This window comes from Actinokineospora sp. HUAS TT18 (genome assembly GCF_051364635.1).
In the GTDB taxonomy this organism is placed as follows: Bacteria; Actinomycetota; Actinomycetes; order Mycobacteriales; family Pseudonocardiaceae; genus Actinokineospora.
The window spans coordinates 6,882,069-6,897,541 of record NZ_CP195645.1; the positions used below are offsets into that span (position 1 = coordinate 6,882,069).

Here is a 15,473-nt window from a genome sequence, read left to right on the forward strand (position 1 = left end):
GGGAGAAAGCGATGCGCGAACACGCGGTGGTTCTGGGCGGGAGCATGGGTGGATTGCTGGCGGCGCGGGTCCTCGCCGACTCGTACCGCAGGGTGACCGTCATCGAGCGCGACCCCCTGCCGGACTCGGCCGAGAACCGCCGCGGCCTCCCGCAGGGCAGGCACCCGCACGCCCTGCTGCCGCGTGGCGCCGAGATCGTCGGCGACCTGTTCCCCGGACTGCTGGACGACCTGGCCGCCAAGGGCGCCCCGGTCATCGCCGACTACCGGCGGATGCACTTCTCGCCCGCCGAGCACCGGCTGTGCCCCGACCTGGAGCTGCCGCCGTCGTTCCAGCCGAGCAGGCCGTTCCTGGAGGCGGGCCTGCGGGCACGCGTGCGCGAGATCGACAACGTCGTCGTGCTCGACGGCCACGAGGTCGTGGGCCTGACCACGACCCGGAACCGCGAGCGGGTCACGGGCGTCCGGTTCCAGCGCGTGGGCGGCGATTCCGAGTCGTCGGTGACCGCTGACCTCGTGGTCGACGCGATGGGGCGCGGCGCGCGGACCCCGGCCTGGCTCGAAGCGCTCGGCTACGACCGGCCCAAGGACGACGAGGTCGAGGTCGACATCCGGTACCTGAGCAGGCCGGTCCGGCTCCGCCCCGGCGCGGTGCCCGAGCAGCTGACTGTCATCGGACCCACGCCCGAGCGCGCGTACGGCATGGCGCTGTTCGCCTACGAGGGCGACACCTGGATCGTGACCGTCCAGGAGTTCGGCCTGCACGGCAGCCCCGATTACGACCGGATGCTCGACCTGATCGCCGACATCGCGCCGCCACACATGGTGGCGGCCCTGCGCGACGCCGAGCCGCTCGGCGACGTCGTGCAGCACCGTTTCCCCGCCAACCGCCGCAGGCGGTACGAGAAAGTGCGGCGGTTCCCCGCCGGACTGCTGGTCTTCGGCGACGCGCTGTGCAGCTTCAACCCGATCTACGGCCAGGGCATGTCCGTGGCCGCGCTGGAGGCCGAGGCGCTGCGCGAGTGCCTGCGGCACGGCGACCGGAACCTCGCGCGCCGGTTCTTCCGCGCCGCGGCGAAGCCGATCGGGGTGGCTTGGCGGATGGCCGTCGGGGCGGACCTGGCGCTGCCGTGGGTGCCCGGGCCGCGTCCGCTGTCGACGCGGCTGGTCAACGCCTACGTGCACCGGCTGCTCGCCGCCGCCGAACACGACCCCGTCGTGGCCGCGCGGTTCATGCGGGTCAGCGCGTTCATCGAGGCGCCGCCGAAGCTGATGACCCCGGCGATCATGGCCAGGGTGTTCACCCGCCGCGCCGCCCCGGTGCCGAGGGTGTCCGCTGTCCCCGCGCGTGTGTGATCGCTACTGTGTCCGCCATGGCCGCGGACTGCCTCTTCTGCAAGATCATCGCTGGTGACATCCCCTCGACCGTCGTCTACCAGGACGAGTCGGTGTACGCGTTCCGGGACATCAGTCCCCAGGCCAGGGTGCACGTGCTGGTCGTGCCGCGCGTGCACCACGAGGACGCGAACGAGCTCGCGTCGAGCGACCCGAAGCTGCTCGCCGAGGTGATCACCGCGGGCGCCGAAGTGGCCCGGATCGAGGGAATCGACGAGTCCGGCTACCGATTCGTGTTCAACACCGGCGACGACGCGTGCCGGACGGTTTTCCACGCCCACCTGCACGTTCTGGGCGGCGAACAGCTCGCGGGCTTCGGCCGCTGACCCGGTTTCTCCGGTGCGCGCTGTCGGTGGCTGGGTCTAGCATCGAATCCAGCACCTGACATCGAGCGCGAAGGCAGGACCGAGAGCACGTGACCGGCACCGACCCCCGACCTTCCGACGCGCCACCCCCACAGCACGACGCCCAGTCCCGGTTCTCGATCCCAGAAGGTGCGGTCCTCGCTCTCCTCGGCTCCCGCGACGAGAACCTGCGCATCGCCGAGGAACTCCTCGACGCCGATGTGCACGTCCGCGGCAACGAGGTCACCCTCTCCGGCGCCCCCGCCGACGTGGCGTTCGCCGAGCGCGTGTTCACCGAACTGGCGACCCTGGCGACCCGCGGCCAGCAGATCGGCCCGGACATGGTCCGCCGCACCGTCGCGATGCTCGCCGGCGACCAGGCCGAGTCGCCCGCCGAGGTGCTCAGCCTCGACATCCTGTCCCGCCGCGGCCGCACGATCCGCCCGAAGACGCTCAACCAGAAGCGCTACGTCGACTCGATCGACGCCAACACGATCGTCTTCGGCATCGGCCCGGCCGGTACCGGCAAGACGTACCTGGCGATGGCCAAGGCCGTGCAGGCGCTGCAGGCCAAGCAGGTCAGCCGCATCATCCTCACCCGGCCCGCGGTCGAGGCGGGGGAGCGGCTGGGCTTCCTGCCCGGCACCCTGTTCGACAAGATCGACCCGTACCTCCGCCCGCTCTACGACGCGCTGCACGACATGATCGAGCCGGAGTCGATCCCGCGCCTGATGCAGGCGGGCACGATCGAGGTCGCGCCCCTCGCATACATGCGTGGTCGCGCGCAGCCGATCTTCACGAAGGTGCTCACGCCGGACGGCTTCCGCCCCATCGGTTCGCTCCAGGTCGGCGATCTCGTCATCGGGTCCAACGGCGAGCCGACTCCGGTTCTCGGGGTCTACCCCCAAGGCGAGAAGGACATCTACCGCGTCTCGGCCCAGGACGGTTCGTCGACGCTGTGCTGCGGCGAGCACCTGTGGACCGTCAGGACCGCGTCTGACCGGCGCAGGGGCAAGCCTTGGCGCGTCCTCGAGACCAAGGAGATGATCGGACGGCTGCGAGCCGCGCACGCCAGGCGCTACGAGCTTCCGCTCCTCAGCGCTCCGGTATGCCACCCCGCGCAAGACGTCCCGATGGATCCCTACGCCCTTGGTCTTCTACTCGGCGACGGTTGCATCACCGGCTCCACCACGCCTGCGTTCGCGACACAGGACCCGGAGCTCGCCTTCGCGTTGGAGGCAGCACTGCCAGGTGTGTCGGTGCGCGCCCGTGGCGGGGTGGACTACACGCTCAACCGTGTTCGGGAGCCCGGAGACGTCATCACGCTGGCGAACCCGGTCACGGCCGCCCTGCGGGCCCTTGACCTGATTGGAACCCGGTCTAACACGAAGTTCATCCCGTCCGTCTACCTGCAGAACACCGCGGATATTCGTCTCGCGGTGCTCCAGGGGCTGCTCGACACCGACGGTGGTCCGGTGACCCAACTGGGCCGTACCTGCCGCATCCAGTACGGCACGACGTCGTCGGTGCTGCGTGACGGTGTGATCGAGCTGGTTCGATCGCTCGGTGGCGTGGCGTACACACGGACTCGTGGCGTCGAAGGTCGTAAGCCGGGACATGCCAAGGGGCGGGACATTCCCTACCGTCATGACGCGCACATCATCGACATTCGACTCCCGGAGGGAATCGAGCCTTTCCGGCTCTCCCGGAAGCGCGACAAGTACCGCGCCTCGGGTGGTGGGCGTCCGATGCGTTTCATCGACGCCATCGAGCCCGCCGGTCGTGCGGAAGCGGTGTGCATCCAGGTGGCGGCGGCGGACTCGCTCTACGTGACCGAGGACTACCTGCTCACCCACAACACGCTCAATGACGCCTTCATCATCTTGGACGAGGCGCAGAACACCACGCCCGAGCAGATGAAGATGTTCCTCACCCGTCTGGGCTTCGGCTCGAAGGTCGTCGTCACCGGTGACATCACCCAGGTCGACCTCCCCGGCGGACAGCGCAGCGGCCTCCGGGTCGTCAAGGACATCCTCACCGGCGTCGACGACATCCACTTCGCGCTGCTGACCAGCCAGGACGTGGTGCGGCACAAGCTCGTCGGCGACATCGTCGACGCCTACGAACGCTGGCAGGACACCCAGGACGCGGCCGAGGACGCCCACCGCGGCCCGGTTCGCGCGGGTGGCCGCAGGCCCGGCCGCTGAACCGGAGACAATGACGCCGTGAGTATCGAGATCGCCAACGAGTCCGGGGTGGCGGTCGACGAGGCGTCCATCGTCGCGGCGGCCCGCTTCGCCCTGGATCGGATGAACGTCAGCAAGCTCGCCGAGCTGTCGGTGCTGCTCGTCGAGCTGGACGTGATGTCCGACCTGCACGAACGCTGGATGGACCTGCCCGGTCCCACCGACGTCATGGCCTTCCCCATGGACGAACTGGAGTCGGCCCGCCGCCCGGACGCGCCCGAAGCGGGTCCGGCGCTGCTGGGCGACATCGTCCTGTGCCCGGCCTTCGCCAAAGACCAGGCGCGAAAAGCGGGCCACAGCCTCATCGACGAGCTGCACCTGCTGACCGTGCACGGCTGCCTCCACCTGCTCGGCTATGACCACGCCGAGCCCGCGGAGGAACGCGAGATGTTCACGCTGCAGAAGCGCATCCTCGCCGACTTCCGCACCGCGACGTCGGAGGCCAAGCGCCGCGCGGCGCAGCGGATCGAGGACGACAAGCTGCTCGGCACGGTCGGTCTGAGCGAGACCGACAAGGAAAACTGAGCCCGTGTCCGCGGACTCCGCCGGTCTCCTTGTCATCGCCGTTCTCCTGATCCTCGCGGCGGGCTGCTTCGCCGCCGCGGACGCCGCGCTGTCCGCGGTGTCCAAGGCCCGCGTGGAGGGGCTACTGCGCGCGGGGCGGACGGGCGCGCGTCAACTGCTCGCGATCGTCAACGACCGTCCCCGGCACATCAACCTGCTGCTTCTGCTGCGGCTGAGCTGTGAACTGGCCGCGACGGTCCTCGTCGCGGTGGTCTGCCTGCGGTCGATCACCCCCGGCTGGGTCGCCGGGCTCGTCGCGGCGCTGGGCATGATCGTGGTGTCCTACGTCCTCGTCGGCGTCGGCCCGCGCACCATCGGCCGTCAGCACCCCTACGGCGTCGGCCTGGTCGCCGCAGGCCCGGTCCGCGCGCTGGGCACGGTCCTCGGTCCGCTGTCGAGGGTCCTGATCCTCGTCGGCAACGCGATCACCCCCGGCAAGGGCTTCCGCGAAGGCCCGTTCTCGTCGGAGGTCGAGCTGCGCGAGCTGGTCGACCTCGCCGAGGAACGCGGGGTCGTCGACGCCGACGAGCGCGAGATGATCCACTCGGTGTTCGAGCTGCGCGGGACGATCGCGCGCGAGGTCATGGTGCCGCGCACCGAGATGGTGTGGATCGAGCAGACGAAGACGGTCCGGCAGGCGCTGATGCTGTCGCTGCGCACCGGGTACACGCGGCTGCCGGTGATCGGCGAGAGCGTCGACGACGTGGTCGGGGTGGTCAACCTGAAAGACCTGGTCCGCGCGTGGGTCGAGTCGCAGGCCGAGACGCAGGCCGTGACCGAGCTGATGGGCGTGCCCACGTTCGTGCCCGACACCAAGCGCGTCGACGACCTGCTGCGCGAGATGCAGGTGTCCAAGAACCACCTGGCGATCCTCGTCGACGAGTACGGCGGCACCGCGGGCCTGCTCACGATCGAGGACATCCTGGAGGAGATCGTCGGCGAGATCACCGACGAGTCCGACACCGACGAGCGGCCCCCGGTCGAACACCTCGACGACGGCGCCGTCCGCGTCAGCTCGCGGCTCCCCGTGGAGGATCTCGGCACGCTCTTCGGGCTGGTCCTCGACGGCCAGGACGTCGAGACCGTCGGCGGCCTGCTCGCCCAGCGACTGGGACGTGTGCCACTGCCCGGTGCGGAAGCGGAGATCACCGGGCTACGGTTCCGAGCCGAGGGCGGCAAGGACAACCGCGGGCGGATGCGCATCACCTCCGTGGTCGTCCGCCGTTCCGACGCCGACGAGGAACGCGAGAGGAGCCCCGAGCGTGGCTGAGCTGGACCCCGAGGACGCCAAGATCGTGACCCTGGCCCGGTCGAGCCGGGCGCGCACGGGTGCCGCCGAGGGTGCCGCCGTGCGCGACACCGACGGCCGCACCTACGCCGCCGCCACGGTCACGCTGCCCTCGCTCAAGCTGACCGCGCTCCAGGCCGCCGTCGCCGCCGCGGTGTCCAGCGGCGCCGAGGGGCTCGAAGCCGCCGCGGTCGTCACCGACTCGGGTGAAATCGACGGCGACTCGCTGGCCGCCGTGCGCGACCTGACGGCAGCCGCGCCGGTGTTCCGCGCCGATGCTTCCGGCGCCGTCGCCGACGTCCTCAAGTGAAGATCACGGTCTGTCGGGACTGCTGCTGCGGGACGGTCAAGAAGCACCCGACGGTCAACCACGGCAAGCACCTGTCGCGGCTGCGTGCCGTCGCCGCCGAGGTCGGGGCCACTGTCACGGTCGTGGAGTGCCTCGACACGTGCGAGACGTCCAATGTCATCGTGGTGCAGGCGAAAGGCGTCAAACCGGTGTGGCTGGGCTTCGTGCTCTCCGACGCCGCGATCACCGACGTCGAGGACTGGCTGAAGGCGGGCGGGCCCGGCGTCGCGCCGCTTTCCGACACCCTGGAACTGCACCGAATCACGCCGCCGGGACTGCGGAAGGCACAATGACTCGGTGACCAGCAGCACCGAAGGCCATAGGTCCGGTTTCGCCTGTTTCGTCGGCAGACCCAACGCGGGCAAATCCACGCTCACCAACGCGCTCGTCGGCAGCAAGGTCGCGATCACGTCCAGCAAGCCGCAGACGACGCGGCACGCCATCCGCGGCATCGTCCACCGGCCGGACGCCCAGCTCGTCATCGTCGACACGCCCGGCCTGCACCGGCCGCGCACGCTGCTGGGCCAGCGCCTCAACGACATCGTCCGCGAGACGTGGTCCGAAGTGGACGTCGTCGGCTTCTGCGTCCCGGCCGACCAGAAGGTCGGGCCGGGCGACAAGTTCATCGCCGCCGAACTGGCCAAGGTGGCCAAGCGCACGCCGGTGATCGGCGTGATCACCAAGACCGACCTCGTCGCGCCGGAACAGGTCGTCGAGCAGCTGCTCGCGCTGCAGGACGTCATGGAGTTCGCCGAGCTGATCCCGGTCTCGGCGGTCGACGGCTTCCAGGTGGCCACCCTGGCCGACCTGCTCGTCAACCGGCTGCCCGAGGGGCCCCAGCTCTACCCGGGGGGCGAGCTGACCGATGAGCCGGAGGCCACCCTGGTCGCCGAGCTGATCCGCGAGGCCGCGCTGGAAGGTGTGCGCGACGAGCTGCCGCACTCGATCGCGGTCACCATCGAGGAGATGGTCCCGCGCGAGGGCCGCGACGACATGCTGGAGATCCACGCGCTGCTGTACGTCGAGCGGTCCAGCCAGAAGGGGATCATCCTCGGCCACCGCGGCGAGCGGCTGAAGCTGGTCGGCACCACGGCCCGCAAGCACATCGAGGCGCTGCTGGGCACCCGTGTATATCTGGACCTGCACGTCAAGGTCGCCAAGGACTGGCAGCGCGACCCGAAGCAACTACGCCGTCTGGGGTTCTGAATGTCAGCACACCGCGCCGACCTCGAACGCACCGAGGTCGGCGAGTTGGGCGAGGTCGCCGTCGCCACCCCCGGCGGCCGGTTCGCCGCCCGGGTGATCGACACAGTTGTCGCCGGTGTGCCCGGTTGGCTCGCCGCGGTGCTGATCTGGCCGGACGGGTCCCTGGTCTCGCGGCTGCTGTTCGCGCTGCTCGTGGTGTTCGCCTACGAGTTCGCGCTGGTGGCGGTGCGGGGGACGACCCCGGGCAAGTCGCTGCTGCGGATCGAGATAGCCGACCTGTCCACCGGGGCCGCGCCCAGCCCGGGCGAGGCGTTCCTGCGCACCCTGGTGTTCTGGGCGGTCCCGATGACCACCCTGAGTGTCCTGCTGATCGACGAGCGGCTGCGCCGGGGCTGGCACGACCTGGCCGCGGGCACGATTGTCGTGTTGCGGCCCTCTGAGGGCTGACCCTGGTGGGAGAATGTTTCAGTGAGCCTGTACCGCGACACCGGCGTGGTGCTGCGCGTGCAGAAACTCGGTGAAGCCGACCGGATCATCACGCTCATCACCCAGAAGCACGGCAAGGTCCGCGCCGTGGCCAAGGGCGTGCGCCGCACGACCTCGCGCCTGGGCGCCCGCGTCGAGCCGTTCGCCCACGTCGACGTGCAGTTCTACACCGGCCGCACCCTCGACGTGATCACCCAGGTCCAGACCCTCGACGCGTTCGGCGCGGGCATCGTCAACGACTACCAGCGCTACACCGCCGGGTGCGCGGTCCTGGAGACCGCCGACCGCCTGTCCGCCGAGGAAGGCGAACCGGTCTTGCGCCTGTACCTCCTGGTCGCGGGCGCTTTGCGAGCGTTGGCCGACGGCCAGCGTGACGCCTCACTGGTCCTCGACGCTTTCCTGTTGCGCGCCATGGCGTTCGCGGGCTGGTCACCCGCCCTGACCGAATGCGCCCGCTGCGGCGACCCAGGCCCGCACCGCGCGTTCAGCATCCACGCGGGCGGCTCGGTCTGCCCCAAGTGCAAGCCGCCGGGCTCGGCCAGCCCGCCGTACGAGGTCCTGCACCTGATGGACGCCTTGGCCACGGGCGGCTGGGACGCCGCGGAACGCTCTACCGACTCCTCCCGCCGCGAGGCCAGCGGCCTGGTCGCCGCCCTGCTCCAGTGGCACCTGGAACGCCAGCTGCGGTCGCTGCCGCTGGTGGAGCGCAGGCGGTCCCCGGACAGCGCGGTCAAGCCGGGTCAGTAGGGTCGTTCGAGTCAAAAGAACGACGTGAAGGAGCGGGCGGTGCTGCGACGGCGGCGGATCAGCAGGCGCGACGAGGGGCGGCCGGTGTCGCCTCCGGAGCCGCACCCGTCGGGGGCGCGACCGCCCGCCATCCCGGCCGAGTTCGTGCCCAAGCACGTCGCGATCGTCATGGACGGCAACGGCCGCTGGGCCAACCAGCGCGGACTCACCCGCATCGAGGGCCACAAGCGCGGCGAGGCGCAGGTCGTCGAGGTCGCCAAGGGGTGCATCGAGATGGGCGTGCGCTGGCTGTCGCTCTACGCGTTCTCCACCGAGAACTGGCGGCGCAGCCCGGAGGAGGTCCGCTTCCTCATGGGCTTCTCCCGCGACGTCATCGCGCACCGCACCGACGAACTCGACGAGTTGGGTGTGCGCGTGCGCTGGGCGGGCCGCCGACCCCGCCTGTGGCGCAGCGTCATCGGCACCCTGGAGGAGGCCGAGGAGCGCACCAAGCGCAACGACGTCCTCAACCTCGCCATGTGCATCAACTACGGCGGCCGCGCCGAGATCGGCGACGCCGCCCGCGAGATCGCCCGGCTCGCCGCCGCTGGCAAGATCAACCCGGACAAGGTCGACGAGCGCACCGTCGCCAAGTACCTGTACCAGCCGGAGATGCCCGACGTGGACCTGTTCATCCGGCCGTCGGGGGAGGAACGCACGTCGAACTTCATGCTCTGGCAGTCCGCCTACGCCGAGCTGGTGTTCCAGGACGTGCTGTGGCCCGACTTCGACCGCCTGCACCTGTGGCAGGCCATCGAGACCTACGCCCGCCGCGACCGGCGCTTCGGGGCCGCCGAGGACTCCGCCGAGGTCGCCGCGCGGCTCAACCCTGAAGGAGACGCATGACCAGCGAGGCCCTCACCGAGGCCGATCTGCTCACCAACGCCCGCGAGGCTCTGGAGAGCTACCACGACGTCCACGTCGACGACGACGGCGCGCTGACCTTCCGCCACGGCGACGTCCCCTGCGCGGTCCAGGCGATGCAGCTCGCCGAGGGCCTGACCGTGCTCAGCCTGACCTGCGTTGTGGCGTGGGACCTGCCGGACGACCCGGCGCTGGCCGTGTCGGCCGCCGAGCGCGCCGGTCAGGGGCTCTTCGGCACCCTCGGCGTCGTCCACACCGAGCGGGGGATGGACGTGACCCTGCGCTACGCGTTCCCGGCGGAAGGGCTCACCCCTGCGGCCCTGGGCACCCTGCTCATGCTGGTCGTCTCCACCGCTTCCCAGTTGCGCGCCGACCTGTTGGGAACAGACGGGGGTGAACAAAGTTCAACCAGCGGGTCCCCAAGGTGATGCGCATGCCGGCATCATTCGCCCCGTGACGACCCTTCGACGGCTGGACCAGAGCGTGGCCCATGAGTGACGAACCCAAGGCCACCGACGCGGTGGCCACGCCAGACCCCGCCGCCGGCACCCCGGCCGCCGACTCCCGGCAGGCTGACCCGGGTGGCCAGGCCGCCTCCGATGGTTCGTCGGCCGACTCCGGCGGCGGTGTCGCGCTGGCTGAGCGCGCGCCCGAGGCCGAGGCAGACAAGCCCGCCAAGCGGATCACTTCGCTCGAGGTGCTGTGTGTCCTGCTCGTGGCCGCCATCGTCGGGCAGCAGTGGCTGACGTCGTGGTTCACCGCCCCCGCCATCCAGACCGGGGCCACCATCTTCGTAGCCGTCTGCGTCCAAGCGCTGCCGTTCCTGGTCCTCGGCGTCCTGATCAGCGGGGCCATCGCCGCGTTCGTGCCCGCGACCCTGCTCAACAAGCTTCTGCCGAAGAAGCAGTCCGTCGCGGTGCCCGTCGCCGGTGTCGCGGGCGTCGCGCTGCCGACGTGCGAGTGCGCGGCGGTCCCGGTCGCGCGCCGCCTCATGCAGCAGGGCGTGCCGCAGTCCGTCGCGCTGGCGTTCCTGCTCGCCGCTCCCGCGGTCAACCCGATCGTCCTGGTGGCGACCAACGTCGCGTTCCCGAACAACCCAGGCATGGTCTGGGCGCGCCTGGCCGCGTCCCTCGCCACCGCCATCATCATGGGCTGGCTGTGGGCGCGGTTCGGCAAGGCCGAGTGGATCATCGAACGCGCCCTGCGCCGCGCGCCCAAGGTCGAGGGCAAGGACCGCTGGCGGCTGTTCTTCGAGACCTCCCGCGCCGACCTGGTCGACGCTGGCGGCTTCCTCGTCATCGGCGGCCTCACCGCCGCGATCCTCAACGTGGCCATCCCGCGCGAGTGGGTCAGCACCCTGGGCGAGCAGATCGTCCTCGGCGTGATCGTGATGGCGGTGCTCGCGGTGCTGCTGGCGCTGTGCAGCGAGGCCGACGCGTTCGTCGCGGCGTCCATCTCGGCGATGCCGCTGCTGCCGAAGCTGGTGTTCCTGGTCGTCGGACCGGCCATCGACGTGAAGCTGTTCGCCCTGCAGGCGGGCACGTTCGGCAAGTCGTTCGCGATCCGCTTCGCCCCCGCCACGTTCGTGGTGGCGATCGGGTGCGCGGTCACCGCTGGCTGGCTCATCCTTGGGGGTTCCGCATGAGGCGCGAAACGCAGAACATCCTGCTGATCCTGGTCGGCGGGGCGCTGTTGAAGATCTCGTGGACCAGCACCTATCTGCTCTACGTCAAGCCCGCCCACCAGCCGTGGCTGATCGCGGGCGGCGCGATCATGGTCATCCTGGGCGCCATCTCGATCTTCAAGGACGTGTTCCCCGGCAAGCCCAAGCCGGTCGGCCACGATCACGCCGACGAAGGCCACGCGGACCTCGACCAGGCCGCCTTCAACCAGGCCAACCTCGACGTCAGCGCCGACCGCGCAGGCCACGACGGCCATGGCCATGGCGGCCACGACGATCACGATGGCCCGGGGGAGCACCACCACCCGGCCCGCAGCGCCTGGCTGCTGCTCATGCCCGTGCTGGCGATCTTCCTGATCGCCCCGCCTGCCCTCGGCGCCGACTCGGTCATGCGCAACGACAACCGCGCCGCCGCCAGCCGCTCGTCCGGCACCGACGGCTCGTCGCTGTTCCCGCCCCTGCCCAAGGGCGACGTCGTGTCCATCGCCATGAGCGACTTCGCCGCCCGCGCGGCGTGGGACTCGGGTAAGTCGCTCGACAACCGCACGGTCAAGCTGACCGGTTTCGTCGTCGCCCAGGGCGAGACGATGTACCTGGCCCGCCTGTCCATCGCCTGCTGCGCGGCCGACGCGTTCCCGGTCAAGGTCAAGCTCGACGGCCCTGGTGTCGGCGGCCTGAAAAACGACACGTGGCTCGAGGTGACTGGCCAGGTCCAGCCCGGCACGGCGACCAAGGACACCGACTACGTCCCGTCGTTCACCGTCTCGGACATGGTCCAGATCCCGCAGCCGGAGAACCCGTACGAGGCATGAGCCTGACGTCCCTCGGCCCACCCGGGCCGGGGGACGCTCAGCTGCAGCTCGCGCAGGTGCCGAAGATCTCGACGGTGTGGCTGACCTCGGAGAACCCGTTCTCGGCGGCGACCCGGTCGGCCCACCGCTCGACGGCGGGACCCTCGACCTCGACCGTGCGCCCGCACAGCCTGCACACCAGGTGATGGTGGTGGTGGCTGGAGCACCGCCGGTAGATGGCCTCACCGGAGTCGGTGCGCAGCACGTCGATCTCGCCCGCGTCGGCCAGCGACTGCAGCGTGCGGTACACCGTGGTCAGGCCGATGCCCTCACCCCGCTTGCGCAGCTCCTCGTGCAGCTCCTGCGCGGACCGGAAGTCGTCGAGCTGGTCGAGCAGCTGCGACACGGCGGTGCGCTGCCGGGTCGAGCGCTTGCCGGGTACGGTCGCCGAACGGTCGGTCGCGGTCACCGCGGGTCGCCCTCCTCCACGTGCGCCACAGCGTCGACGACGATGTGGGACAGGTGCTCGTCCACCAGCCGGTACACCACCTCGCGGCCGTGCCGCTCGCCGTAGACCACACCCGCCGACTTCAGCACCCGGAGGTGCTGGCTGATCAGCGGCTGCGCCACGGCCAGCGCCTCGACCAGTTCGTGCACGCACCGATCAGCCTCGCGCAACTCCAGCACGATCGCGATCCGAACCGGCGCGGCCAGCGCGCGCAGCAGGTCACCCGCCGCGGTCAGCGTAGTGGCGGGCCGACGGTGCGCAGGCACCACCAGAGGACGGTCGGGGGAGTGTTCGTGCTGCTCGGCGGCTCCCCGCAGCTCATGCGACGCGGCGTCCGAGGTCACGATCGACATCGTCCTCTCATGGTGCCCCGACGACACGTGCGCGTCGGGGTGATGGTTACCGTTGTCAACATCCTAGGCGGTCGACCTATTTCCCGACGCCCACACCGCAGACACCGCACGCCCGCGACCCCGCGCCGCTCCTCAGAGCACCGAGATAGCGACCGCGACGAGCACCCCGAGCACCAGCACGCGCCCCACACGCTCACCCACCGACAGCACCGTCCACGTCGCCGCCAGCAACACCGCGACCCCGACGACGAGCACGCCGAGCAGCAGCGCGCCCACCACCCCGCCGACCACGACCCCAGCCGCGAACAGCGCCGCGACCAGCGCGAACGCCACCAGCGGATGCACCCGCGACAACGGCCCACTACCGGCGAGCATCGGTGCCTTCAGCGATCGACCTTGCCCCACGGTGCCTCCCGGTTCGGTTGGGCTACGGTGCTGCATCCTCGCACCACCCCGGAAAGGCCGCCGACCGTGCTGCTGATCGCCAGGTTCACCGTCACCGAGCCCGAGCCGTTCACCGCCCGCGCCCAGCGCGCGCTCGAACTGCTCCTGGCCCAGCCCGGCTGCCGCCGCGGCCTGCTCGTCCGGTCGACCGAGGCCGCCGACAGCTGGGTGCTGACGGTCGAGTTCGACTCCGTCTCGGCTTACCGCAAGTCACTGTCTCCTTTCGACGTCCGTACCCACGTGATCCCTTTCCTCGCCGAGGCCGACACCACCGAGCCCGCCGCCTACGAGGTCGTGGTGGAGGCGACCCCGACCGAGCTCACCCGCCACACCAGCCTCCTAGCCGCCGACGCGTCGACCGTCCGCCTCGGCGAAGCCGCAGGCCCCACCACCCCGCGCTAGCCCACCGCCGCCCCGTCGCCCCGACCCGCCAGATCTCGGCCCGCCAGCCCTCCGACCAGCTGGCCGTCCCGCCCATCGGTTCGCTGGCCCGGCGACGTGCCTGCCTGCCCACCCAGACCCCGGCCTGCTTGCCCGCCGACCAGCGCGCTGGCCCAGCCCGCCGGCCGCCGCCCGTTGCCGCCAGACCTCGGTCCGCTGGCGGCATACCGGCCTCGTCGCCCGGGCACGGGATCGCCGCGCCAAGTGCGGTGATCACCGCGTGGTCGGGTGAGCGCCCACGGTGACTCCCCGATCGGGTAGCCGGGAGCCGCGGACTACCCTTGCTGCTCTGCGACCTTGAGTTCCCGCATGGAGGGTCAGTGCCAGCCGACCGGATCGACACCGTCGTCAGCCTCTGCAAGCGTCGAGGCTTCGTGTACCCGTGCGGCGAGATCTACGGGGGCACGAGGTCGGCGTGGGACTACGGTCCGCTGGGCGTCGAGCTCAAGGACAACATCAAGCGCGCGTGGTGGAAGACCATGGTGCAGGGTCGCGACGACGTCGTCGGCCTCGACTCGTCGGTGATCCTGCCGCGCCAGGTGTGGGTGGCCTCCGGGCACGTCAACGCCTTCCACGATCCTCTGGTCGAGTGCACCTCCTGTCACAAGCGTTTCCGGGCTGATCAGCTGGCCGAGGAGTACGCCGCCCGCACCGGCAAGGACCTCCCGGCCTCAACCGCGGCGAACCCGGTGTACGACCTGTCCGACGTGCCCTGCCCGAACTGCGGCACCCGCGGCCAGTACACCGAGCCGCGCGAGTTCAACATGATGCTCAAGACCCACCTCGGCCCGGTGGAGACCGATGAGGGCGTGCACTACCTGCGGCCCGAGACCGCGCAGGGCATCTTCGTCAACTTCCTGAACGTGCAGACCACCTCCCGTCGCAAGCCGCCGTTCGGGATCGGTCAGATCGGCAAGTCGTTCCGCAACGAGATCACCCCCGGCAACTTCATCTTCCGCACCCGCGAGTTCGAGCAGATGGAGATGGAGTTCTTCGTCGAACCCGGCACGGACGACGAGTGGCACCAGTACTGGATCGATGAGCGGATGCGGTGGTACACCGATCTCGGTATCGCCAAGGACAACCTCCGTGTCTATGAGCACCCGCAGGAGAAGCTCTCGCACTACTCCAAGCGGACTGTGGACATCGAGTACCGCTTCCAGTTCGGCGGCCAGGAGTGGGGCGAGCTGGAGGGCATCGCCAACCGCACCGACTTCGACCTGACCACCCACTCCAACCACTCCGGCGTGGACCTGTCCTACTTCGACCAAGCCACGAACTCCCGTTACCGGCCGTTCGTCATCGAGCCCGCCGCGGGCGTCGGCCGCCCGATGATGGCGTTCCTGCTCGACGCCTACGTCGAGGACGAGGCGCCGAACGCCAAGGGCGGGGTCGACAAGCGGATCGTGCTGCGGCTCGACCGCAGGCTCGCCCCGGTGAAGGTCGCCGTGCTTCCGCTGTCCCGCAACGCGGACCTCTCGCCGAAGGCCCGCGATGTCGCCGCGGCACTGCGCAAGCACTGGAACGTCGACTTCGACGACGCCGGTGCCATCGGCCGCCGGTACCGCAGGCAGGACGAGATCGGCACCCCGTTCTGCGTCACCGTCGACTTCGACACCCTCAACGACCACGCCGTGACGATCCGCGAACGCGACACCATGTCGCAGGACCGCGTCTCGCTCGACCAGTTGGAGTCCTACCTGGCTGGGCAGCTCATCGGCTGCTGAC

At 70.3% G+C, this 15,473-nt stretch carries 18 protein-coding genes and 2 pseudogenes; 17 read left to right on the forward strand and 3 right to left on the reverse strand.

What is annotated here, in order from left to right; all coding sequences use genetic code 11:
• The first annotated feature begins 11 nt into the window (after window positions 1–11).
• From ACSHT8_RS31990 to ACSHT8_RS32060, 15 genes and pseudogenes are all read left to right on the forward strand, one after another.
• Window positions 12–1,355 carry an FAD-dependent oxidoreductase gene (locus ACSHT8_RS31990; RefSeq protein ID WP_436495352.1) on the forward strand — a complete coding sequence of 448 codons (1,344 nt, stop codon included), beginning with the start codon at window positions 12–14 and terminating at the stop codon, window positions 1,353–1,355.
• A 17-nt stretch (window positions 1,356–1,372) separates the two neighbouring features.
• Entirely contained in the window at window positions 1,373–1,720 is a 348-nt protein-coding gene (locus ACSHT8_RS31995) for a histidine triad nucleotide-binding protein (RefSeq protein WP_436495354.1), read from the forward strand.
• Window positions 1,721–1,809: 89 nt separating this feature from the next.
• Window positions 1,810–2,520: pseudogene (locus tag ACSHT8_RS32000) on the forward strand (PhoH family protein); the annotation flags it as partial.
• A 1,074-nt stretch (window positions 2,521–3,594) separates the two neighbouring features.
• A pseudogene (locus tag ACSHT8_RS32005) lies at window positions 3,595–3,945 on the forward strand (PhoH family protein); the annotation flags it as partial.
• An 18-nt stretch (window positions 3,946–3,963) separates the two neighbouring features.
• A complete protein-coding gene (gene ybeY / locus ACSHT8_RS32010) occupies window positions 3,964–4,509 on the forward strand; it encodes an rRNA maturation RNase YbeY (protein ID WP_436495356.1) in 546 nt (181 codons plus the stop codon).
• Between the two features lie 4 nt (window positions 4,510–4,513).
• Entirely contained in the window at window positions 4,514–5,818 is a 1,305-nt protein-coding gene (locus tag ACSHT8_RS32015) for a hemolysin family protein (protein WP_436495358.1), read from the forward strand.
• Window positions 5,811–6,146, forward strand: coding sequence for a cytidine deaminase (locus ACSHT8_RS32020; RefSeq protein WP_436495359.1), 336 nt, complete (start codon window positions 5,811–5,813; stop codon window positions 6,144–6,146). The genes ACSHT8_RS32015 and ACSHT8_RS32020 overlap by 8 nt, the downstream gene beginning before the upstream one ends.
• Window positions 6,143–6,478 (forward strand): (2Fe-2S) ferredoxin domain-containing protein, encoded by a 336-nt coding sequence (locus ACSHT8_RS32025; protein WP_436495361.1) that lies wholly within the window; start codon window positions 6,143–6,145, stop codon window positions 6,476–6,478. The genes ACSHT8_RS32020 and ACSHT8_RS32025 overlap by 4 nt, the downstream gene beginning before the upstream one ends.
• A 4-nt stretch (window positions 6,479–6,482) precedes the next feature.
• Window positions 6,483–7,391: a GTPase Era gene (era, locus tag ACSHT8_RS32030; protein ID WP_436495363.1), complete on the forward strand. Its 909-nt coding sequence runs from the start codon at window positions 6,483–6,485 to the stop codon at window positions 7,389–7,391.
• Window positions 7,392–7,838, forward strand: coding sequence for an RDD family protein (locus ACSHT8_RS32035; RefSeq protein WP_436495365.1), 447 nt, complete (start codon window positions 7,392–7,394; stop codon window positions 7,836–7,838).
• Between the two features lie 21 nt (window positions 7,839–7,859).
• Entirely contained in the window at window positions 7,860–8,624 is a 765-nt protein-coding gene (gene recO, locus ACSHT8_RS32040) for a DNA repair protein RecO (RefSeq protein ID WP_436495366.1), read from the forward strand.
• A gap of 39 nt (window positions 8,625–8,663) precedes the next feature.
• The gene (locus tag ACSHT8_RS32045; RefSeq protein ID WP_436495368.1) at window positions 8,664–9,509 is read left to right on the forward strand and encodes an isoprenyl transferase; all 846 of its coding nucleotides are present in this window, start codon (window positions 8,664–8,666) and stop codon (window positions 9,507–9,509) included.
• Complete coding sequence (locus ACSHT8_RS32050; RefSeq protein ID WP_436495370.1) at window positions 9,506–9,955, forward strand: YbjN domain-containing protein; 450 nt, start codon at window positions 9,506–9,508, stop codon at window positions 9,953–9,955. Before ACSHT8_RS32045 ends, ACSHT8_RS32050 begins: the two co-directional genes overlap by 4 nt.
• A gap of 206 nt (window positions 9,956–10,161) precedes the next feature.
• Complete coding sequence (locus ACSHT8_RS32055) at window positions 10,162–11,172, forward strand: permease (protein ID WP_436502236.1); 1,011 nt, start codon at window positions 10,162–10,164, stop codon at window positions 11,170–11,172.
• Complete coding sequence (locus tag ACSHT8_RS32060) at window positions 11,169–12,020, forward strand: TIGR03943 family putative permease subunit (RefSeq protein WP_436495372.1); 852 nt, start codon at window positions 11,169–11,171, stop codon at window positions 12,018–12,020. Before ACSHT8_RS32055 ends, ACSHT8_RS32060 begins: the two co-directional genes overlap by 4 nt.
• Window positions 12,021–12,057: 37 nt before the next feature.
• Here the strand turns inward: ACSHT8_RS32060 and ACSHT8_RS32065 are convergent, their stop codons facing one another.
• The 3 genes from ACSHT8_RS32065 to ACSHT8_RS32075 form a co-directional block, all read right to left on the reverse strand.
• Window positions 12,058–12,468, reverse strand: coding sequence for a Fur family transcriptional regulator (locus ACSHT8_RS32065; protein WP_436495374.1), 411 nt, complete (start codon window positions 12,466–12,468; stop codon window positions 12,058–12,060).
• The gene (locus ACSHT8_RS32070) at window positions 12,465–12,860 is read right to left on the reverse strand and encodes an ArsR/SmtB family transcription factor (RefSeq protein WP_436495375.1); all 396 of its coding nucleotides are present in this window, start codon (window positions 12,858–12,860) and stop codon (window positions 12,465–12,467) included. The genes ACSHT8_RS32065 and ACSHT8_RS32070 overlap by 4 nt, the downstream gene beginning before the upstream one ends.
• A 132-nt stretch (window positions 12,861–12,992) precedes the next feature.
• The gene (locus tag ACSHT8_RS32075) at window positions 12,993–13,265 is read right to left on the reverse strand and encodes a hypothetical protein (protein ID WP_436495377.1); all 273 of its coding nucleotides are present in this window, start codon (window positions 13,263–13,265) and stop codon (window positions 12,993–12,995) included.
• A 27-nt stretch (window positions 13,266–13,292) separates the two neighbouring features.
• Here ACSHT8_RS32075 and ACSHT8_RS32080 point away from each other — a divergent pair, with 27 nt between their 5' ends.
• Entirely contained in the window at window positions 13,293–13,706 is a 414-nt protein-coding gene (locus ACSHT8_RS32080) for an antibiotic biosynthesis monooxygenase family protein (protein WP_436495379.1), read from the forward strand.
• A 359-nt stretch (window positions 13,707–14,065) separates the two neighbouring features.
• Complete coding sequence (locus ACSHT8_RS32085) at window positions 14,066–15,472, forward strand: glycine--tRNA ligase (protein WP_436495381.1); 1,407 nt, start codon at window positions 14,066–14,068, stop codon at window positions 15,470–15,472.
• Window position 15,473 lies beyond the last annotated feature (1 nt).